Source organism: Acidovorax sp. NB1 (assembly GCF_005405905.1).
In the GTDB taxonomy this organism is placed as follows: Bacteria; Pseudomonadota; Gammaproteobacteria; order Burkholderiales; family Burkholderiaceae_C; genus Acidovorax.
Genome location: NZ_BJHU01000025.1, coordinates 307001 through 327304 on the forward strand (window position 1 = coordinate 307001; position 20304 = coordinate 327304).

Below are 20304 nucleotides of genomic sequence, written 5' to 3' on the forward strand. Positions count from 1 at the left end.
TTTTCCATGTCCCAGCACACCGCCCGCCTCCCCTACCACCAGCTCTCGTCCAAGGCCTTCATGGGCCTGGTGAACCTGTCCGAAACCGTCAAGAAGGGCCCGCTGGGCCTGCGCCTGGCCGAGCTGGTGTTCTTGCGTGTCTCGCAGATCAACGGCTGCGCCTATTGCATGGACATGCACTGGCATGTGCTGGTCAAGGACGGCATGGAGCCGCGCCACCTGAACGCGGTGGCGGGCTGGCGCGAGGCGCCGTTTTTCAGCGAGCGCGAGCGCGCCGCACTGCGCTGGGCCGAGATCATCACCGCCACGCCCCACAGCGATGCGAGCGACGAAGAGTTCGCCCGGCTGCAGGCCGTGTTCAGCGATGCGGAAATCTCCGACCTGGGTTTTGTGATTGCGATCATCAACGGCTGGAACCTGATCAACGCAGGCATGCGTGCGCCGATTCCTGCGACGCCCGCTGTGTGATTGCAAGAAAAACAAGCCGTTACCGCGCGACTGCATTGCCTCGCTAGCTATTATTTTTATAGCCAAAGAAACCCAGGCCTCACCCCCTCTGTGTAGCCTGGCTGACAGTCACCCGCGCGCGGGCGGCCTACAGTGGTGCCTCTCAAAACCCACAACAGCGGAGACACCACCCCATGCTCACCATCCCCTCGCTGCAAGCCAGCGTCAGCCCCGAAGAATGGCAGCTGCGCTGCGACCTGGCCGCGTGCTACCGGCTCGTGAGCCTCTACGGCTGGAGCGACCTGGTCTTCACCCACATCAGCGCCAAGCTGCCCGAATCGGTGTCGGGCCCCGACCACCAGTTCCTCATCAACCCCTATGGCCTGATGTTCGAGGAGATCACGGCATCCAGCCTGATCAAGGTGGACATGCAGTGCAACAAGCTGCACGACTCGCCCTTCCCCGTGAACCCTGCGGGCTTCGTGATCCACAGCGCCGTGCACGAGGCCCGGCCCGAGGCCGGCTGCGTGCTGCACACCCACACGCGCGCGGGCGTGGCGGTCAGTGCACAAAAGGGCGGTGTGCTGCCCATCAGCCAGCAAAGCACCTTTGTGCTGGGCTCGCTGGCGTACCACGAGTACGAAGGCGTGGCCTTTCGCGACGAGGAAAAGCCGCGCCTGCAGGCCGACCTGGGCGAGGCCAACTTCCTCATGCTGCGCAACCACGGGCTGCTCACCGTGGGCAAGACGATTGCCGACGCATTCCTGTCGATGTACACCTTCGAGAACACCTGCCGCATCCAGATCGACGCCCAGGCCGGTGGCTCGCTGACCAGCGTGAACCCCCAGATTGTGAGCGGCGTGGCCCAGGCCATGCGCGTGCAGACGGGCGGCCTGGGTGGCGCGTTTGCCTGGCCTGCGCTGCTGCGCAAGGTGCAGCGCGAGGCGCCTGGTTACGACACCTAACCCCCCTGTGTCGCCTTCGGCGTCTTCCCCGCCCGTGCGGCGGGGCGGCCCTTGCACGGCGGCACTGGCTTAGGTCGTGCCAGTTTCCGTGCCCGGGGCCTGTGCAGCATTGGCCGCCAGCAAAAAAGCTGCACAGCGCATAGCATCGGCGGTTTCCGACCGTTGTTTTCAAGGACCGACCCATGAAGCTGTACTACTCCCCCGGGGCCTGCTCCCTGTCCCCCCACATCGCCCTGCACGAAGCGGGACTGGCCTACACCCCTGTGCTGGCCAGCACCAAAAGCCACAAGCTGCAAGATGGCACTGACTACTACACCATCAATGCGCTGGGCTACGTGCCCCTGCTGGAGCTGGACAACGGTGAGCGCCTGCGCGAAGGCCCGGCCATCGTGCAATACATCGCCGACCAGGTGCCCGACAAGCAGCTCGCCCCCGCCAACGGCACCCTGGCGCGCTACCGCCTGCAAGAGTGGCTGACCTTCATCGGCACCGAGCTGCACAAAGGCTTCAGCCCCCTGTTCAACCCCGCCACCCCCGAGGAGTACAAGCCCATGGTGCGCGAGCGCCTGCTGCAGCGCCTGCAGTGGGTGGACAGCCAGCTTGCGGGCAAGCAGTACCTGATGGGCGACCAATTCACCGTGGCCGACGGCTACCTGTTCACCGTGACCAACTGGACGCAGCCCACCAAGCTCGACATCTCCGGCCTGGCCAACCTGGCGGCCTACCGCGAACGCGTGGGCGCCCGCCCCGCCGTGCAAGCCGCGATGAAGGCCGAAGGACTGCTGAAGTAAGGCTGGGGCTACAAGGGGCGCTGCCGCCAAGCCACCAGCGCCCCCACCCACAACGCGCAGGCTGAGAACACCAGCCCGCGCGCCAGGCCCCCGGGCCCGTCGGCGATCCAGCCCACCACTGTGGGCCCCACGATCTGCCCCGCTGCAAACACGATGGTGAACGCGCTGATGCCGCTGGCCCAGAGCGCCTGCGGCAGGTTGTGCCGCACCAGCGCCGTGGTCGATGCCACCACCGACAGGAACACACCGCCAAATAGCAGCCCCGAGGCCAGCACCACGGGCCAGGCGCCCGTGAGCGCGGGCAGCACCGTGGCCACCCCCAGCAGCGCATTCAGCCGCGCCAGCGCCTCGCCGCCCCGGCTGCGGTCCAGCAGCCCGGCCCAGATGCGCGACGACAGCACCACGGCCAGCCCCAGCAGCGCATAGAAGCCCGTGACCGCCCCCCCGCTGGCGCCCTGCTCGCGCAGCAGTGCCACCACAAAGGTCATGTAGCCGATGTAACCCACGCCAAACAGCCCGTAGCCCAGCAGCGCCGGGGCCAGCGCCCGCCAGCGCAGCTTGGCGGGGGGCGGTGTGATGTTGAACGCCGTGGGGCTGGCCGGTGGCGGCGCCAGCACCTGCAGCGCCTGGGCGGGCCACCACAACACTGCCGTGGCAGCCACGCAGGCCAGCGCCAGCGCCCACCAGGCCCACGCCCAGGGGTGCGGCACGGCCCCCGCTGCCGCCAGCACGCCCGGCACCAGCAGCGCCGACAGGCTGATGCCCCAGCCCGTGCCCCCGTAGTACAGCCCCAGTAGCAGGCCGCTGCGCCCGGGTTCGTGCGCGCCCAGCCGCGCGGCCAGCAGCCCCCCGGCGATGAACACCAGCGCACTGGCCACCCCCGCCAGCAGGCGCTGCAGCAGCAGCCAGGGCGCGGCAGTGAAAAAGCCGCTGAGCCCCATGAACACCGACGCCAGCACCGCCCCCACCAACAGCACCCGGCCCGGCGCCACCCGCCGCAGCAGCAGCGGCGTGGCCAACGCGCCCAGCAGGTAGCCCAGCGCATTGGCCGTGTTCATGCCCCCAGCCAGGGTGTACGACCAGCCCAGGTCCTCGCGCATCGGTGGCAGCAGCAAGGCATAGGAGAACCGCGTGATGCCCAGCGAGATCGCCGCCCCCATGGACAGCGCCACAGCCAGCCACAGGGCGGAAAGGGGTGGCGTGGAAGTTGCAGAAACGTCAACAGGGGCGGGGCGTGTGGGCATGGCGTTTTGATTCTGCCGCACCCTGGCAGATCGCGCCCGGGCCTGCGCCCGGTGATGCTCTGAGGGATGCTCGTGCGAGCCCGGAGAGAGAAAAGAACCGTTCGGGCTGAGCCTGTCGAAGCCCTGCGCAGCGCTTCGACAGGCTCAGCGTGAACGGCTGGTGTAGATATTTTTGAATGCACACCGGTACCAAGACACCCAAGCCGCCGACGACGCCCGCGCGGTTAGCACAAAAACAGAAGCCTTGTTGACGCATGTGCGCTGCAAGTTTTGCGCTGCAGCATTACGCTTGCGCCCGTTCCTTCGATGGTCTGCAACCTTTTTCCGAAAGCCTCGACCCATGCCTTTTCTCTCCGACCCCATCCAAGCCGGTGACCTGCAACTGGCCAACCGCGTTGCCATGGCACCGCTCACGCGCAACCGCTCGCCCAATGCCATCCCCACCGACCTGGTCGCCACCTACTACACACAGCGCGCCAGCGCGGGCCTGATCATTTCGGAGGCCACCGCCATCAGCCAGCAGGGCCAGGGCTATGCCGACGTGCCCGGCCTGTATGCGCCCGAGCAGATCGCGGGCTGGAAGAAGGTGACATCTTCCGTGCACGCCGCAGGCGGCAAGATCGTGGTGCAACTGTGGCATGTGGGCCGCGTCTCGCACACCGACCTGCAGCCCGGCAACGCCGCACCCGTGGCGCCCTCGGCCGTGCAGGCCAACACCAAGACCGTGCTCATCAAGGACGGCGTGCCCACCTTCACGCCCACCTCCATGCCCCGCGCGCTGGAGCTGGCCGAGATCCCCGGCATCGTGGCCGACTACCGCCGCGCAGCCCGCGCCGCCATCGAGGCCGGTTTTGACGGCGTCGAGATCCACGCCGCCAACGGCTACCTCATCGACCAGTTCCTCAAGACCGGCGCCAACCAGCGCACCGACGCCTACGGCGGCAGCATCGAGAACCGCGCCCGCCTGCTGCTGGAAGTGACCCGCGCCATCACCGAAGAAATCGGCGGCGGCCGCACCGGTATCCGCCTCTCGCCCGTCACGCCCGCCAACGACATCGTCGATGCCGATCCGCAGCCCTTGTTCGACTACGTGGTGCGCCAGCTCGGCCCCCTGGGCCTGTCCTACCTCCACCTCATCGAAGGCGCCACTGGTGGCCCGCGCGAGGTGGAAGGCCGCCCCTTCGACTACGCCGCGCTCAAGGCCGCCTACCGCGCAGCGGGTGGCCAGGGCGCCTGGATGGTCAACAACGCCTACACCCGCGAACTGGCCGACACCGCCCTGGCCCAGGGTGCCGACATCGTGGCCTTTGGCCGCCCCTTCATCGCCAACCCCGACCTGGTGGCGCGCCTGCACGCCAACGCACCGCTCAACGAGGTGAACCGTGCCACGCTGTATGGCGGTGGGGCGGAGGGGTATACGGACTATCCGGCGCTCAGCGCTTGAAATGAAACACCCCCTGAGTCGCTTCGCGCCTTCCCCCTCTCTCTCGCATTGCTGCGCAATGCGGTGAGGGGGATGCCCCCGGTGCACGCAAGCGAAGCGCCGCATCCACGGCTTGGCGGCCCTTGCACGGGGACGCTGGCCTTGGCCGCGCCAGTTTCATCCGCTGCGGGTGGCGCGCAGCGCTATGGATAACTGAGATTACCGTTCGGGCTGAGCTGGTCGAAGCCCCGCACAGCGCTTCGACCAGCTCAGCGTGAACGGTTTGGTTGTGGAGGTGATGTGCGCGAACAACTCATCCCAACCCGATGGGACTGGGCGCCCGCATCACGATGCGCGTGAACAAGCGGTCGTACGCCGCGTCGCGCGGCTTGCCGGGGGCCAGCGGGTTGGTGTTGCTGGCAAAGGCCGCGTCGATGGCCGTCCAGTCGCCGGGCTGCAGGCATTCCTGGGCCGCAGGCAACACCACGGACTCTTCCAGGCGCATGTGGTCCAGGTAGAAGCGGATGTAGGTCTGCAACGCTTGGGCAAACACCTCGCGCCGCGCATCGCCCATCAGCTCCCAGCCCAGCAGCAGGTGCTGCAGCTCGCGCACGGCGGCCTCGCCGCCTGCGTGGTCGCGCTCCAGCTGGGCGATGGCCTCGGCGGCCTGGGGCGAGCGTTCGGCCACCCGGGGGAACAGCCACTGCGATTCCTTGGGGTGGTGCTGCCGCTCGGGAAACTCGTCGATGTAGAACAGCATCGCCCGCATCACATCAAAAAACGCGGCGGGCTCGTCACCGGGGCCCTGGTCGAGCATCAGGCGCAGGGAGTGGAGCACGGCCGAAAGCGACGCATGCTCTTCGCGAATGGTTCGCAGGCTGATCGATGGCATGGCGCACGCTCCAGCAGAATGAACAACAGGGCCAAGGGTGCCACGGCTGCGCGCGGCCTCTCATGACGCAAGTCAACAAACCGGGTGCTGGGCAGGGCGGCGTACCGTCCGCACCGCAGCGCAGCCCGCCAAAAACAAAGGCCCCGCAAGCCACGCCTGCAGGGCCTTGCGCGCACAGGGCGCCAGGGGGACAAACGGGCTCAGCGCGTCAGCCAGGTACTCAAAGCTGGTTGCGCAGCGAAACGATGGCTGCACCCACCGCACTGGAGGCCTGCGAGAACCGCGTGTTGCCTGCCAGTGCATCCTCGGCTTCAGCGTAGGCGCCCCGGTTGATGGTCCTGGCGATTCCACCCGCCACCTCATGGAATTCACGGTGCCGGTCCACCAGTGACTGGAAGGCCGGCAGTGCGCCATAGGAGCCCTGCCCCTTGCCATGCAGCCAGCGGCCCAATTCGCAGCAATCATCGCGGCCAATGGTGTCCGCATCCAGATGCTCACGCTGCTGGGCGGCATTGCGCAGCTTGGCGCGCCACTGCGCGTGGGCCTTGATGGCAGACTCCAGATCAATGCCCTGGCTAGACGGGGCCGCCAGCGCCCTGGCCGTAGGCGCAGGGGCCAGCGCCATGGAGTGCCCACCCGCAAAATGCCCCACTGCTGCAGCGTGCCCGCTGTCGGCCAGGCGGAACTGCTGCACCACCTGCGACAGGCGCGCGGCCTGCTCACGCAGCGAATCGGCGGCGGCGGCAGACTCCTCCACCAGCGCGGCGTTCTGCTGCGTCATGCGGTCGATCTCGCCCACCGAGCTGTTCACCTGGCCGATGCCGGCCGACTGCTCGGACGCCGCCGCCGTGATCTCGCCAATGATGTCGCCCACGCGCTGCACGCTGCTCACGATGTCCTTCATGGCGGTGCCCGCTTCTTCCACATGGCGCACGCCGCCATCCACCGCCGTCACGCTGCTCTGGATCAGGCCCTTGATGTCGCTGGCCGCTGCGGCGCTGCGCTGCGCCAGGCTGCGCACCTCACTCGCCACCACGGCAAAACCCCGGCCCTGCTCGCCTGCGCGGGCGGCTTCCACGGCAGCGTTCAGCGCCAGTATGTTGGTCTGGAAGGCAATGGAGTCGATCAGGCCGATGATGTCGCCGATCTTGCGGCTCGATGTCGAAATCTCGTGCATGCTGGCCACGGCCTGCTGCACCACGCCGCCGCCGTGTGTGGCCATCTGCGAGGCCGAGGCCGCGAGCTGGTTGGCCATCTGCGAGGACGATGCCGTCTGCTGCACGGTGGAGGTGAGCTGTGACAGCGAGGACACGGCTTCCTGCGCGTTGCTGGCCGTCTGTTCGGTGCGCTGCGACAGGTCCTGGTTGCCCGTGGCGATCTCCTGGCTGGCCGTGGCGATGTTGCCGCTGGCATCGCGCACCTGCGCCACCAGAGCGCCCAGGCCCTGCTGCATCTCGCGCAGTGCGCGCTGCAGGTCGGCCACTTCATCCTTGCCTTCGGCCGCGATGTGCTGCGACAGGTCACCGCCCGCAATGGCCTGCGCCATCTTGCGCGCATCTTCCAGGGGCTTGCAGATGGAGTTCATGTTCATCAGCGTGGTGGGCACCACCACCACCACCGTGATCAGCACGGCCAGCACAAACAGCCACTTGGTCTGGTTGGACACCTCGCCCTGCTGTGCCACGGATTGCGTGACCTCGTTGCGCAGCACGGTGTCCAGCTCGGCCATGAGCTTGTCGGCCAGATCGAATTCAGCCACGGCCTTGCCGCTCATGCGGTTGGCGATGGTGGCGGTGTCGTAGCCGCTGGCTTCGAGCTGGCGCGCCACATGGGCAAACAGGTCCTTGTAGCTGTCGAGCTTGGTGATGATGTTGCGCACCACCACGTTGTCGGCATCCTCGCCCCCTTCCAGGAACTTGCTCGCGATCTTCTTGGCCTTGTCATGGCTGGCCAGCCACTTGGTGTGGGCGGCCTTCACGGCCTCGGGCTTTTCGTAGCCGATGATCATGTCCTTCTCGAACTGGCGGATGGCGCCCATCTCGCCGCGCAGCTCGGCCATGTTGCTCACTTTGGCGAACGAGTGGTCCATGAAGTTCTGGCTCATGTCGTGGATGCGGAACATGCCCAGCATGCCCGCGCCCCCCAGCAGCCCCAGCAGCCCCAGAACCACGCCGATGGCGCCCAGCATGCGCAAGCGTATGGTGAACTGCCGCATGAGCGAGAAGAGATTCATGATCTGTCGTCCTTGATATAGCTATGTCAATGCGGTCGCCGCACCTCCCCCGAGGCCACGGATTCGCAACAAATCGTTGCAGTTTGCCAGACATCGATGACCGTGCTGTACGTATTTATCACATGCGCCAGCGCTTGAGTAAGAGGGCATTCGCCATGACGCTGACCGAACTCAGCGCCATGGCCGCCCCCGCCACCATCGGGTTCAGATAACCCAGCGCCGCCAGCGGAATGCCCGCCACGTTGTATGCAAACGCCCAGAACAGGTTCTGGCGGATCTTCATCACCGTGCGGTGCGAAATGTCCAGCGCCGCCGCCACCAGCATCGGGTCGCCGCGCATCAGCGTGACGCCCGCCGCATGCATGGCCACATCGGTCCCATTGCCCATCGCCATGCCCACATCGGCCGCTGCGAGCGCGGGGGCATCGTTAACGCCGTCGCCCACCATCGCAACATGATGGCGCTTGCCATCGGCGCCTTGTTGCAACGCGACCACCTTGGCCGCCTTGTCGCCCGGCAGCACCTCGGCCATCACCTCGCCCGCAGCCGGGTCCAGCCCCAGGCGGCGGGCCATGGCCTCTGCCGCGCCCCGGTTGTCGCCCGACACCATCACCGCGCGGATGCCGCGCGCCTTCAGCGCCGCCAGCGCCTCGCGCGCACCGGGCTTGGGCTCGTCGCCAAAGGCCATGACCGCGCGCAAGACATAGTGGGCCCCCACGCTCGGCACTGGCGTGTCCTCGCTGCCCCCCAAGGGGGCCTTCGCGGCTTCGGGCGGCCGTGCGCCGCTCAACAACCCTTCCGTGACCCGCTGGGCCACGGCGGACACCGTGGCGCCTTCGCGTTGCAACGCCTCCGCACGGTCAGACAGCGGGCCCAAGCCCACGCCCAGCTCCTGCATCCAGCGCAGGCTGCCCACCAGGTAGCTCTGGCCGTCCACCTCGCCCTCGGTGCCACGACCGGGCACGGCGCGCACGTCCTGGGCTGTGGCCATGTGGATCTGGCGCTCGCCAGCAGCCGCCACCACCGCGCGCGCCAGCGGGTGTTCGCTGCCGCTTTGCACAGCAGCCACCGCAGCCATCACCGCACTGTCATCCAGGCCGGGCACTACCTCAAACGCCGTGAGACGGGGCCGCCCCACAGTCAACGTACCGGTCTTGTCGAAGGCCACCACGTCCACCTTGTGTGCCAGCTCCAGCGCCTGCGCGTCCTTGATCAGGATGCCATGTTTGGCCGCCACCCCCGTGCCCGCCATGATGGCCGCCGGCGTGGCCAGACCCAGCGCGCAGGGGCAGGCAATCACCATCACCGCCACGGCGTGGATCAGCGCCGCCTCGGCCCCTGCGCCCATCCACAACCAGCCCAGCAGGGTGAGCAGGGCCACCCCCAGCACCACGGGCACAAAGACGGCCGACACCTCATCCACCAGCCGCTGAATGGGCGCCTTGGCCGCCTGGGCGTCTTCCACCAGCCGGATGATCTGGGCCAGCACCGTCTCGGCGCCCACGGCCGTCACCGCCATCACGATGCGGCCATCGCCGTTGATCGATCCACCCGTCAGCGCCGCGCCCACATCGCGCGCCACTGGCAGGGGCTCGCCGGTCAGCATGGATTCATCCACCTGCGTGTGGCCCTCGTGCACCGTGCCGTCCACCGGGATGCGCTCGCCCGGCCGCACCACCAGCTGGTCGCCCACCAGCACTTCCGACACCGGCACATCCACCTCGCCCTGCTTGGTGAGCAAATGCACCACATCGGGCCGCAGCGCATGCAGCGCACGGATGGCCGCCGTGGTCTGGCGCTTGGCGCGCGCCTCCAGCCACTTGCCCAGCAGCACCAGCGTGACCACCACGGCCGACGCCTCGAAGTACAGGTGCGGCACATGCCCCGGGTGGTCCGTGGGCGCTGTGAGCCACAGCCACATCGACAGGCCCCAGCCCGCGCTGGTGCCCAATGCCACCAGCAAGTCCATGTTGCCGCTCAGCGCCTTGGCCGCATGCCAACCCGCCTTGTAAAAGCGCGCACCCAGGATGAACTGCACCGGCGTGGCCAGCACAAACTGCATCCAGGCGGGCAGCATCCAGTGCTGGCCCAACAGGTCGCCGATCATCGGCAGCACCAGCGGCGCCGACAGCAGCAGGCCGATGCCCACGGGCAGGAACCCCGCCCAGGGCGACAGGTCCTCCGGTGCATCCTCCTGCCCCGCCGCGCGCGGCTCGTAGCCCGCGTTGCGCACCGCGCGGCGCAGCACCGCCTCCATGGCGGCAGCGTCGGCGCCGACCTGCGTGACAAAGGCAATGCGCGCAGACTCGGTCGCCAGGTTGACCGAGGCCTCCTGCACGCCCGGCACCTTGCGCAGCGCGCGCTCCACACGGCCCACGCAGCTTGCGCAGGTCATGCCAGAAATGCCCAGGTCCAGCGAGTGCACAGACCCGGGCGCGATGGTGGGAGGGGTGGTGATGGTGTTCATGGCGGGGATGCTGATCCTTGACGTGATGGCAAGGTCAAGCATTGATTTTGATCAACCCTCACACCATGAGTGCCTTCAGGCCCGGTTGACTCTGCCACGATGTCAAGCTTCAACATTCGCTTCGGTCGCATCCACGGCCACATTTCCAAACCCAACAAGGACACCCCATGGCAACCACCACCACAACTTTCCAAGTGCAGGGCATGACCTGCGGCCACTGTGAACGCGCCGTCACCCAGGCCGTGCAGCAGGTAGACCCCGACGCCCAGGTGCGCATCGACCGCGCCAGCGGCAAGGTGGACGTGGACAGCACCGCCCCCCGCGAGGCCCTGGCCGCCGCCATTGCCGAAGAAGGCTACACCGTCGCGGCCTGATACGGGTATGTATTCAAAAATCTCAACCCGTTCACGCGGAGCCCGTCGAAGCGCCGCGCGAGGCTTCGACAAGCTCAGCCCGAACGGTTGCGATGGATGAACGCGAATACGCACTACTGCCCCTCCCCCCAAAGGGCCCACCATGACCACGCCAACGCCCCAGCACGCACGCACTACCCCGGCCCCCACGCCTGGCAAACCAGCCGCGCCCCGCGCCATCTCCTGGCCCGTGCCCATCGGCGTCGCCGCCCGGCGCGCAGGCATCTCGGCGCGCATGGTGCGGCACTACGAATCGCTGGGCCTCATCAGCGGTGTGGCGCGCACCGACAGCGGCTACCGTCAGTACACCGAGGCCGACGTGCACGCCCTGCACTTCATCCGCCGCAGCCGCGACCTGGGCTTTTCGATGGAAGAAATCGCCGAGCTGCTGGGCCTGTGGCACGACCGCAGCCGCGCCAGCAGCCAGGTCAAGCGCATCGCGCAGCAACACATCGACGAACTGAGCGAACGCATCGCCCAGATGCAGGCCATGCAGCGCAGCCTGCAGACCCTGGTGTCCTGCTGCAAGGGCAACGACCGGCCCGACTGCCCCATCCTCGACGACCTGGCGGCGGGGAACAGCGAACCCCGCAGCGTAGTACCGCGCAAGATGCTATCAAATAAATAGCTAACAAGACATACCCATCGCGCGGTAGAGGCCAAAAACATTGAAACCCTGTCCCCGGAGAGGTATCAGGCCTTGCCGGGCCGCGCCGGGGACTTGACCTTGATGCCACCCACCTTGCGCTGGACGGCCGGGGCGGGCACCGCCCCCGGCACAGCAGCCTGCGCAGGCCGCCGCAGCACCCCGCCACACAAGGTCGCAATGCACTGCTGCGCCACCTGCTCGGCCGTGTACTCGCCGCCGGGCTGGTACCAGCGGCCGATCCAGCTGAGCGCACCCGCAATCACAAAGGCCGTGATCTTGGGGTCGCAGGGCTGGATCGATCCCTCGGCCACGCCCTCAGCCACCAGGCGGCGGAACTCCTGGTCGATGGCGGACTTGAGGCGGCGCAGTTCCTTGCGGCTTTCGGGGGGCACCTGTTCGTCGCCCACGCGGATCAGGCACATGCCGAAGTCCATGGTGACGATGCGCGCGTACACCTGCATGCAGGTCATGAGCTGGTCGATGGCCTTGCCGCCTGCAGCACGCGACGCCTCGATGCCCTCCAGCATCATGTCCAGGCCCTGGCGCACGCACTGCAGCAGGATCTCGTCCTTGTTCTTCACGTAGTAGTACAGCGTGGGCTTGGTCACGTTCAGGCGCGCGGCGATGTCGTCGAGCGAGGTGGCGTGAAAGCCGCGTTCGTTGAACAGCTGGGCCGCTGCCTGCAGCACGGCGTTGCGCTTGGCTTCGCGCTGGCGTTCACGGTGCGACACCGGGGCCCAGGGCGAAGCGGCAGCGGGCGCGTCGTCGGGCCCCGGGGCTGCGGATGAAGGCTTGGGGACCGCGCGCTGGGGGCTGCTGCCGCTGCTCGTGCTGCTTTTGCTGCTGCGTCGGGTCAATGCCGCTTTGGCCTGGGGCATGGGTGGCGATTCCTCGGGAAAGTACGGATGCTGAACGGGGTGGCGGCTTCCAGAATCTACTCACGAGTAAACAGTTTACGCAGAAGTAGGAAATTTCTACAGGGTCCGCGAGAAATTTCTGTCCAGAAGCTGCGAACAACCCGTATTAGAAAGCCAATGGAGACAACCCCTTCCGGCCCTTCTTCTTCCGCATCGCCCCTGCTCCAGGTAGAGGGCGTGACCCTTGCGTTCGGCGGCGTCAAGGCGCTCACCGGCGTGGGCTTTGACGTGTTGCCCGGCTCCATCACCGCCGTCATCGGCCCCAACGGTGCGGGCAAGACCTCGCTGTTCAACACCATCTCGGGCTTTTACCGGCCCAGCCAGGGGTCTATCCGCTTTCAGGGCCAGGACATCACCCGCGTACCCGCGCCGCAGCGCGCCAAGCTGGGCCTGGGCCGCAGCTTTCAGAACATTGCGCTGTTTCGCGGCATGACGGTGCTGGACAACATCAAGCTCGGCCGCCACGCGCACCTTAAGACCAACGTGCTCGACGCACTGTTCTACCTGGGCCGCGCGCGCCGCGAAGAGGCCGAACTGCGCCGCGACATCGAGGAGCGCATCATCGACTTTCTCGAAATCGACCACATCCGCCACGCACCCGTCTCGGCCCTTCCCTACGGCCTGCAAAAGCGCGTGGAAATGGCACGCGCGCTCGCCATGCAGCCGCAGATCCTGATGCTGGACGAACCCGTGGCCGGCATGAACCGCGAAGAGACCGAAGACATGGCGCGCTTCATCCTCGATGTGCGCGAAGAATGGGGCGTGACAGTGCTCATGGTCGAGCACGACATGGGCATGGTGATGGACCTGTCGGACCACGTGGTGGTGCTCAACTTCGGCCAGGTCATTGCCCAGGGCACACCCGCCGCCGTGCAGGCCAACCCCGAGGTCATCCGCGCCTACCTGGGCGCAGGCGACGTGGGCGACCTGCGCGCCAAGCTGCAGGGGGTGACCACCGCATGACGGACAACTTCGACTGGGCCTACCTGTTTGAGATCAGCCTCACCGGCATCGCCGGGGGCGGTCTATACGCACTGGCCGCACTGGCTTTCGTCATGGTCTACAAGGCCACCCGCGTGGTCAACATCGCCATCGGCGAGCTGCTCATGGTGGGCGCCTACCTGTTCTTCACCTTTGCATCGATGTTCGCGCTGCCGCTGTGGCTGGCCATCCCCGCCGCCGTGCTGGGCACAGGCCTGCTGGGTGCAGTGATCGAGCGCACCATGATCCGCCCGCTGCTGGGTGAGCCGCCGATTTCCGTGTTCATGGTCACCGTGGGCCTGGCCTCGGTGCTGGTGGGCTTGGTCGAGATGATCTGGACGGCCGACCAGCGCCGCCTGCCCGACTTCATGCCCACGCAGCCCATCATGGTGGGCGACGCATTCCTCGCGCCCAAGGTGTTCTGGGGTGCCGTGATTGCCATCGTGTTCATTGCAGCCGTGCTGGTGGTGTTCCGCTTCTGGCGCGGTGGCGTGGCCCTGCGCGCCACGGCGAGTGACCAGGCGGCCGCGTATTCAGTGGGCATCAACGTGCCGCGTGTGTTCTCGCTGGCCTGGGTGGCATCGGCCATGCTGGCGGCCATCTCCGGGATCATCGTCGGCTCGATTGGCGGCATCTCGTCCAGCATGGGTGTGTTCGGGCTGTCAGTGCTGGTGGTGGTCATCGTGGGCGGGCTCGACAGCGTGCTGGGCGCGCTCGTAGGCGGCATCCTGATCGGCCTGATCGAGGCGCTGGCCGGGGCCTACCTGGGCGGCGAATACAAGCTGCTGGCCACCTTCATCGTGCTGGTGGCGGTGCTGCTGGTGCGGCCGTACGGCCTGTTCGGCACCCACGAAATCGAGAGACTCTAAGGCCGACCCCATGCGCATCGGAACCCTCAAGGAAACCTACATCGCCGACGCGGCGCTGTTCGACTCGCGCACACAAAAAGTGTGGCTGGCCGTGGGCGCCGCGCTGCTGGTGCTGTTCCCCTTCATGGCCAGCGACTACTGGCTGTACTTGGCCTGCCTGGTCAGCATCAATGTGGCCAGCGCCACGGGCCTCAACATCCTCACGGGCTACACGGGCCTCGTCAGCCTGGGGCAGGCCGCCTTCATGGGCCTGGGCGCGTACACCGTGGCCGTGCTGGAAACCAAGGTGGGCACACCCTTTGTGCTCAACCTGCTGGCCGGGGGCTTCGTCGCCATGCTCGGCGGCATCGTGGTGGGTATCCCTTCGCTGCGCGTGAAGGGGCTGTACCTGGCGATTGCCACCATTGCCGCATCGTTCATCGCGCACTTCATCTTTGCCAACTGGAAGTTCACCGGCGGCACCGGGGGCCTGAGCGTGCCACCCGCCAAGCTGTTCGGCATGGCGCTCGACACCTCGTTCCGCCTGTACTGGCTCATCGTGCCCGTCACTATCCTGATGCTGCTGGGTGCGGCCAACCTGTTCCGCACACGTGTGGGCCGGGCCTTCATCGCCATCCGCGACCGCGACATCTCGGCCGAGGTGCTGGGCATACCGCTGCTGCGCTACAAGCTGCTGTCGTTTGGTCTGTCGTCGTTTTACGCGGGCGTGGCAGGCGGGCTGTGGGCGTACTTCTTTCGCGTGGTCACGCCCGAGAGTTTTCCGCTGCTCATGTCCATCTTCTTCCTCGCGGCCATCATCGTCGGCGGCATGGGCTCCATCCTGGGCGGCATCCTCGGCGCCGTGTTCATGACCATGGTGCCCGAGCTTCTCAAGCTCGTGGTGGACCTGATGCCCGGCGGCAGCGAACTCACGGTGTTCCTCTCGCCCGTGCGCACGGTCATCTTTGGCCTGCTCATCATCGGTTTTCTCGTCTTCGAGCCCCATGGCCTGGCCGAAGTGTGGCGGCGCATCCGCCGTTTCTTCCATCTCTGGCCCTTCCGCAACTAAATCAAATGGAGACAACTATGGACACACCACGCACTTCCATCCAGCGCCGCCAACTCTTGCTCGGAGCCGCTGGCGCCGCCGCCCTCACCAGCCCACTGTCGGTGCTGGCCCAAGGCGCTGAAGAGATCGTGATCGGCGGCTCCATCCCACTCACCGGCGTGTTCGCATTTGCGGGCGTGGGCATCAACGCGGGCATGGGCGACTACGTGAAGATGCTCAACGACGCGGGCGGCATCAAGGGCCGCAAGGTAAAGTATGTGCCCGAAGACACGGGCTACAAGGTCGATGTGTCGGTAGCCGCGTTCAAGAAGATCACCAGCCAGAACAAGGTCAACCTGTACTACGGCGACTCCACGGGCTTCTCCAAGACCATCAATCCCGAGCTGGACCGCAACGGCAACATCCTCATGGCCGGCGCGTCGTTTGCCACCGAACTCAACGACCCCAAGAAGTACCCGAACCAGTTTCTGGTCGGCCCCGACTACACCGAGATGTTCGGCATCCTGCTCAAGCACATCGCCAAAGAGAAGCCCGGCGCCAAAGTGGCCTTCGTGTACTCCGATTCGGAATTCGGCCGCGACCCTATCGAGAAAAGCGAGGCCGAGGCCAAGAAGCTCGGCCTGTCGGTGCCGATCAAGATCATGACGCCCGCCGGCAGCGTGGACGTGTCGGGCGAGGTCATCAAACTGCGTCGCGCAGCGCCGGACTACACCATCTTCCACGGCTACATCCTCGCCCCCATCCCCGAGTTCATCACCCAGGGCAAGCAACAGGGCATGACCAGCAAGTGGATGGGCACGTTCTGGACCATGGACAGCTCCACCGTCATGAAGATGGGCGAGGCCGCCGACGGCTTCATGGGCGTGATGCCCTACCGCTACTACTACGACACCGAGAAGGCGCCCATGCTGGAGAAGATTCGTGCCATGCGGCCCGAGTACCAGAGCACGGCCTACATCCAGGGCTTCCTGGCCGCCATGCTGTTCACCGAGGCTGCCAAGCGCACGCTGGATGCGGGCAAACCGCTCACCGGCCCCAACCTCAAGGCGGCGCTCAATTCCATCAAGGACTTCGACACGGGTGGCCTGATCGGCGTGCCGATCACCATCAGCGGCAACTCGATCCCCGTGGGCCGCGTGTACCGCGCGGACATGAAGGCCCAGAAGATGGTTGCGGCCTCCGACTGGATCAAGCTCTGACCCTGCTGTTGCCATGACCCAGCCAACCCCGGCCCACGTCCTCGAAGTCAACAACATCGAGGTCATCTACAACAAGGTGGTGCAGGCCCTGCGCGGCCTGTCGCTGGCCGTGCCAAGGGGGCAGATCGTGGCGCTGCTGGGCAGCAACGGCGCGGGCAAGAGCACCACGCTCAAGGCGATCTCGGGCCTGCTGGCGCTGGAGGATGGTGTGGTCGAAAGTGGCAGCATCCACTTCAACGGCCAGCCCACGGCCGCCGTGGCCCCGCAGCAGCTGGTACGCAACGGCCTGAGCCATGTGATGGAAGGCCGCCGCGTGTTTGAAGACCTCACGGTGGAAGAGAACCTGGTGGCGGCGACCTATGCGCTCACGGGGCGCAAGGATGCAACGCCGGACTTCGACCTGGTCTACAGCTACTTCCCGCGCCTGCACGAACGGCGCAAGGGCCTGGCCGGTTATCTGTCAGGCGGTGAGCAACAGATGCTGGCCATTGGCCGCGCACTCATCGCGCAGCCCCAGCTCATCCTGCTCGACGAACCCTCGCTGGGCTTGTCTCCCAAGCTGGTCGAAGACATCTTCACCATCATCGCGCGCATCAACGCCGAGCGCGGCACCAGCATGCTGCTGGTGGAGCAGAACGCCACCGTGGCGCTTGCCGTGGCGCACCGGGGCTACATCATGGAGAACGGCAAGATCGTGATCGACGGCACGGCCGAGCGCCTGGCCAACGACCCCGACGTGCGCGAGTTCTACCTGGGCATGGGCGGTGGTGGCGAGGCGAAAAGCTTCAAGGACATCAAACACTACAAGCGCAGAAAGCGCTGGCTGTCATGAGCCGGATCCAAGAGCCCCTCGCCCCTGGCGGGAGAGGGGTTGGGGAGAGGGGGCAGCCACCGGCGCTGCGCCCGCATCAAACACCCCCTCTCCCCGGCCCTCTCCCACGGGGGGAGAGGGAGAGATACGGGCCCGTTTCACCGGCTTTGGTCGGCGCGTTGCGCCATGGACGACTGTCATGACTCTCCCTGACCTCACCCTGCCCCAGATGCTGCGCGAGCGCGCGCGCACCGACGCGCAGCGCATTGCCATCCGGCAAAAGGACTTCGGCATCTGGAAGCCCTTCACCTGGGCGCAGTACCACCAGCGCGCCAGCCACTTCGGCCTGGGCCTGCGGGCGCTGGGCCTGCCTGCGGGCGGGCATGTGGGCGTGATCGCCGAGAACCGCATTGAATGGGTGCTGGCGCAGATGGGCGCGGGCCTGGTGGGCGCCGTGACGGTGGGTGTGTACCCCACCAGCCCCACCAACGAGGTGGCCTATGTGGTGGGCCATGCCGACATCGAGATCATGGTCTGTGAAGACCAAGAGCAGACCGACAAGCTGCTGGCCGCTCTGCCCGAGCTGCCGCGCCTGAAAAAGATCGTGGTCATGGAGACCAAGGGCCTGCGCAGCTTTGCGCCGGAGGTGCGGCAGTTCATCACCACGTTTGACGAGGTGGAGCAACTGGGCGCGGCGTCGGGCCAACAAGCCATCATCGACGATGCCCTGGCGCGCCAGCGGCTCGACGATGTGGGCCTGATGATCTACACCTCGGGCTCCACCGGCAAGCCCAAGGGCGCGATGATTTCGTACCGCAACATCCGGGGCGTGGTGCCGGGCATCGTGGACCGGCTGGAGTTGTCGCGGGACACCACACACCTGTCGTACCTGCCGCTGTGCCACGTGGCCGAGCAGATGCTGACCAGCTTTGTGCCCATGTACATCGGCTCGCAGGTGAACTTTGGCGAATCCATCCGCACCGTGCAGGAAGACCTGCGCGAAGTCGCACCCACCATGTTCCTCGGCGTGCCGCGCATCTGGGAAAAGCTGCACGCCGCCATCCACATCAAGCTGCAAGAGACTGGTGGCCTGCGCCGCGCGCTGTTCCACAAGGCCTACAACGCCTGCAAGCCACTGGCCGAAAAGCCGCGCAGCAACTGGAGCGCTGGCGACAAGCTCACGTATGCCGCCAGCTACTGGCTGGTGTTCCGCGCGCTGCAGAACTTCATCGGCCTGCGCAATGCACACGTCGCCCTCACCGGCGCCGCACCCATTCCGCCCGACGTGGTGCGCTTTTTCCGCGTGCTGGGCGTGCCGCTCATTGAGGTGTATGGCCTGACCGAATCGACCGGCATGGTCACGGGCCATCAGCTGAACCACGTGGTGGTGGGCACCGTGGGCGTGCCCACGCAGGGCGTGGAGCACCGCATTGCCGACAACGGCGAACTGCAGCTCAAAGGCGACATGGTGTTTTCGGGCTACTACAAGAACCCCGAGGCCACGGCCAACAGCATCGTGGGCGGTTGGCTGCACACCGGCGACGTGGTGCGCGAAGAGCAAGGCCAGATCAAGATCGTGGACCGCCTCAAAGACATAATGATCACGGCGGGCGGCAAGAACCTCACGCCCTCCGAAATCGAGAACACGATGAAGGGCAGCCCCTTCATCAAGGAATGCATCATCGTGGCCGAGGCGCGCAAGTTTGTCGGCGCGCTGGTGATGATCGACTACGAGACCGTGGGCAAATGGGCCGAGGCGCGGCGCATTCCGTTCACGCACTACCGCTCGCTGGTGGAGCACCCCGAGGTGCGTGGCCTCATCGACGCCGAAATCAACCAGGGCAACCAGCGCCTCGCGCAGGTCTCGCAAATCCGCAAGTTCCACCTGCTCACCAAGGAGCTGGACCACGACGATGGTGAGGTGACCGCAACGATGAAAGTGCGCCGCTCCAGCATCTACAAAACCTACGCGGCCGAGATCGAGGCGCTGTACGGCTGAACACGGGTTGATGGACAGACCTGCAAGACCCGCCTGGTCCGTTCACTATCAAAACAGGAGCTATAAGCGCTTTACTGGCGCGCGCAGAAGGCTTATTTGAGATGAAAAACACCGCAGCCACCCCCACCATTCCCCCCTTGCTGCTGGAGCGTGACGGCGCCATCGCCACGCTGCGCTTCAACCGGCCCGAGGCGCTCAACGCCATCGACGTGCCCATGGCCAACGCCTTCCTCGCCGCCGTGCAGTCCCTCGCCGCCGACCCCGGTGTGCGCGCCGTGGTGCTGTGTGGCAACGGCCGGGGCTTCATGGCCGGGGGCGACCTGGCCACGCTACGCGCCGACCCGGTGCAGGGCGCCATCGACATCCTCACGCCACTGAACCAGGCGTTGCTGCTGCTCGCGCAGATGAACGCGCCTGTCATCGCACAGGTGCACGGTGCGGCCGCCGGTGCGGGCCTGAGCCTGGTGCTGATGGCCGACTACGTGATCGCTGCCGAAGGCACACGCTTCAACCTGGCGTACATCAACCTCGGCACCAGCTGCGATGTGGGCGCCTCGTGGGCGCTGCCGCGCATCGTGGGTGTTCGCCAGGCGCTGGAGATTGCGCTGCTGGGCGAGGCCTTCACGGCCGACGACGCCCTGCGCCTGGGTCTCATCAACCGCGTGGTGCCCGCTGCCGAACTGGACAGCGCCACCGCCGCCCTGGCCCAGCGCCTGGCCAATGGTCCGACGCTGGCCTACGGCGCCATGAAACGCCTGATGCGCACATCGATGGACCACACGCTGCCCGAGCAGCTGGCCGCAGAAAAAGACGCCTTTGTGCGCTGCGCAGGCACCGAAGACTTCCGCGCGGGGGTAGAGGCGTTTCACCAGCGCCAGAGCCCGTCGTTTGCGGGCCGGTAAATGCCTGCGGCTGCGCTGCCCGCTTCACCAGCGCCAATGATTCCGCGCCCTTAC

General features: G+C 66.5%; 18 protein-coding genes and 1 pseudogene. 13 read left to right on the top strand and 6 right to left on the bottom strand.

The genetic code is table 11. From position 1 onward, the window contains the following. Nucleotides 1–6: 6 nt before the first annotated feature. The 3 genes from AvAM_RS12670 to gstA all read left to right on the top strand — a co-directional run bounded on the left by AvAM_RS12670 (nucleotide 7) and on the right by gstA (nucleotide 2203). Nucleotides 7–468: a carboxymuconolactone decarboxylase family protein gene (locus AvAM_RS12670; protein WP_137747391.1), complete on the top strand. Its 462-nt coding sequence runs from the start codon at nucleotides 7–9 to the stop codon at nucleotides 466–468. A 173-nt stretch (nucleotides 469–641) separates the two neighbouring features. Further along, entirely contained in the window at nucleotides 642–1412 is a 771-nt protein-coding gene (locus AvAM_RS12675; RefSeq protein ID WP_137747392.1) for a class II aldolase/adducin family protein, read from the top strand. 182 nt (nucleotides 1413–1594) lie between these two features. Beyond that, a complete protein-coding gene (gene gstA, locus AvAM_RS12680) occupies nucleotides 1595–2203 on the top strand; it encodes a glutathione transferase GstA (RefSeq protein ID WP_137747393.1) in 609 nt (202 codons plus the stop codon). A gap of 8 nt (nucleotides 2204–2211) precedes the next feature. Here the strand turns inward: gstA and AvAM_RS12685 are convergent, their stop codons facing one another. Next, the gene (locus AvAM_RS12685; protein ID WP_137747394.1) at nucleotides 2212–3447 is read right to left on the bottom strand and encodes a YbfB/YjiJ family MFS transporter; all 1236 of its coding nucleotides are present in this window, start codon (nucleotides 3445–3447) and stop codon (nucleotides 2212–2214) included. 340 nt (nucleotides 3448–3787) lie between these two features. On the opposite strand from AvAM_RS12685, the gene AvAM_RS12695 reads away from it, so the two are divergent. Then, nucleotides 3788–4891 carry an alkene reductase gene (locus AvAM_RS12695; protein WP_137747396.1) on the top strand — a complete coding sequence of 368 codons (1104 nt, stop codon included), beginning with the start codon at nucleotides 3788–3790 and terminating at the stop codon, nucleotides 4889–4891. Nucleotides 4892–5183: 292 nt separating this feature from the next. Here the strand turns inward: AvAM_RS12695 and AvAM_RS12700 are convergent, their stop codons facing one another. The 4 genes and pseudogenes from AvAM_RS12700 to AvAM_RS12710 all read right to left on the bottom strand — a co-directional run bounded on the left by AvAM_RS12700 (nucleotide 5184) and on the right by AvAM_RS12710 (nucleotide 10462). Beyond that, the gene (locus tag AvAM_RS12700; protein WP_137747397.1) at nucleotides 5184–5762 is read right to left on the bottom strand and encodes a hemerythrin domain-containing protein; all 579 of its coding nucleotides are present in this window, start codon (nucleotides 5760–5762) and stop codon (nucleotides 5184–5186) included. Nucleotides 5763–5982: 220 nt separating this feature from the next. Further along, nucleotides 5983–6354, bottom strand: a complete 372-nt coding sequence (locus AvAM_RS25900; RefSeq protein ID WP_375708155.1) for a CZB domain-containing protein — start codon at nucleotides 6352–6354, stop codon at nucleotides 5983–5985. Continuing rightward, nucleotides 6346–7995, bottom strand: a pseudogene (locus tag AvAM_RS12705) (methyl-accepting chemotaxis protein); the annotation flags it as partial. The pseudogene AvAM_RS12705 and the gene AvAM_RS25900, both read right to left, overlap by 9 nt. Nucleotides 7996–8113: 118 nt before the next feature. Continuing rightward, nucleotides 8114–10462 carry a cation-translocating P-type ATPase gene (locus tag AvAM_RS12710; protein ID WP_137747399.1) on the bottom strand — a complete coding sequence of 783 codons (2349 nt, stop codon included), beginning with the start codon at nucleotides 10460–10462 and terminating at the stop codon, nucleotides 8114–8116. A gap of 167 nt (nucleotides 10463–10629) precedes the next feature. On the opposite strand from AvAM_RS12710, the gene AvAM_RS12715 reads away from it, so the two are divergent. Further along, nucleotides 10630–10836: a heavy-metal-associated domain-containing protein gene (locus AvAM_RS12715; protein WP_137747400.1), complete on the top strand. Its 207-nt coding sequence runs from the start codon at nucleotides 10630–10632 to the stop codon at nucleotides 10834–10836. 142 nt (nucleotides 10837–10978) lie between these two features. Next, nucleotides 10979–11503 carry a Cu(I)-responsive transcriptional regulator gene (gene cueR, locus AvAM_RS12720; protein WP_249368099.1) on the top strand — a complete coding sequence of 175 codons (525 nt, stop codon included), beginning with the start codon at nucleotides 10979–10981 and terminating at the stop codon, nucleotides 11501–11503. A 65-nt stretch (nucleotides 11504–11568) separates the two neighbouring features. Here the strand turns inward: cueR and AvAM_RS12725 are convergent, their stop codons facing one another. Next, nucleotides 11569–12402, bottom strand: coding sequence for a TetR/AcrR family transcriptional regulator (locus tag AvAM_RS12725; protein ID WP_137747401.1), 834 nt, complete (start codon nucleotides 12400–12402; stop codon nucleotides 11569–11571). Between the two features lie 156 nt (nucleotides 12403–12558). On the opposite strand from AvAM_RS12725, the gene AvAM_RS12730 reads away from it, so the two are divergent. The 7 genes from AvAM_RS12730 (at nucleotide 12559) to AvAM_RS12760 (ending at nucleotide 20250) form a co-directional block, all read left to right on the top strand. Further along, nucleotides 12559–13404, top strand: a complete 846-nt coding sequence (locus AvAM_RS12730) for an ABC transporter ATP-binding protein (RefSeq protein WP_137747402.1) — start codon at nucleotides 12559–12561, stop codon at nucleotides 13402–13404. Then, nucleotides 13401–14291 carry a branched-chain amino acid ABC transporter permease gene (locus AvAM_RS12735; protein ID WP_137747403.1) on the top strand — a complete coding sequence of 297 codons (891 nt, stop codon included), beginning with the start codon at nucleotides 13401–13403 and terminating at the stop codon, nucleotides 14289–14291. Before AvAM_RS12730 ends, AvAM_RS12735 begins: the two co-directional genes overlap by 4 nt. A gap of 10 nt (nucleotides 14292–14301) precedes the next feature. Beyond that, nucleotides 14302–15339: a branched-chain amino acid ABC transporter permease gene (locus tag AvAM_RS12740; protein WP_137747404.1), complete on the top strand. Its 1038-nt coding sequence runs from the start codon at nucleotides 14302–14304 to the stop codon at nucleotides 15337–15339. Between the two features lie 17 nt (nucleotides 15340–15356). Then, entirely contained in the window at nucleotides 15357–16538 is a 1182-nt protein-coding gene (locus tag AvAM_RS12745) for an ABC transporter substrate-binding protein (RefSeq protein WP_137747405.1), read from the top strand. A gap of 13 nt (nucleotides 16539–16551) precedes the next feature. After that, on the top strand, nucleotides 16552–17370 hold the full coding sequence (locus tag AvAM_RS12750; RefSeq protein WP_094289924.1) for an ABC transporter ATP-binding protein: 819 nt from the start codon (nucleotides 16552–16554) through the stop codon (nucleotides 17368–17370). A gap of 178 nt (nucleotides 17371–17548) precedes the next feature. Further along, nucleotides 17549–19348: a long-chain fatty acid--CoA ligase gene (locus AvAM_RS12755; protein ID WP_137747406.1), complete on the top strand. Its 1800-nt coding sequence runs from the start codon at nucleotides 17549–17551 to the stop codon at nucleotides 19346–19348. A gap of 101 nt (nucleotides 19349–19449) precedes the next feature. Further along, complete coding sequence (locus tag AvAM_RS12760) at nucleotides 19450–20250, top strand: enoyl-CoA hydratase/isomerase family protein (protein WP_137747407.1); 801 nt, start codon at nucleotides 19450–19452, stop codon at nucleotides 20248–20250. The last annotated feature ends 54 nt before the right edge of the window (nucleotides 20251–20304 follow it).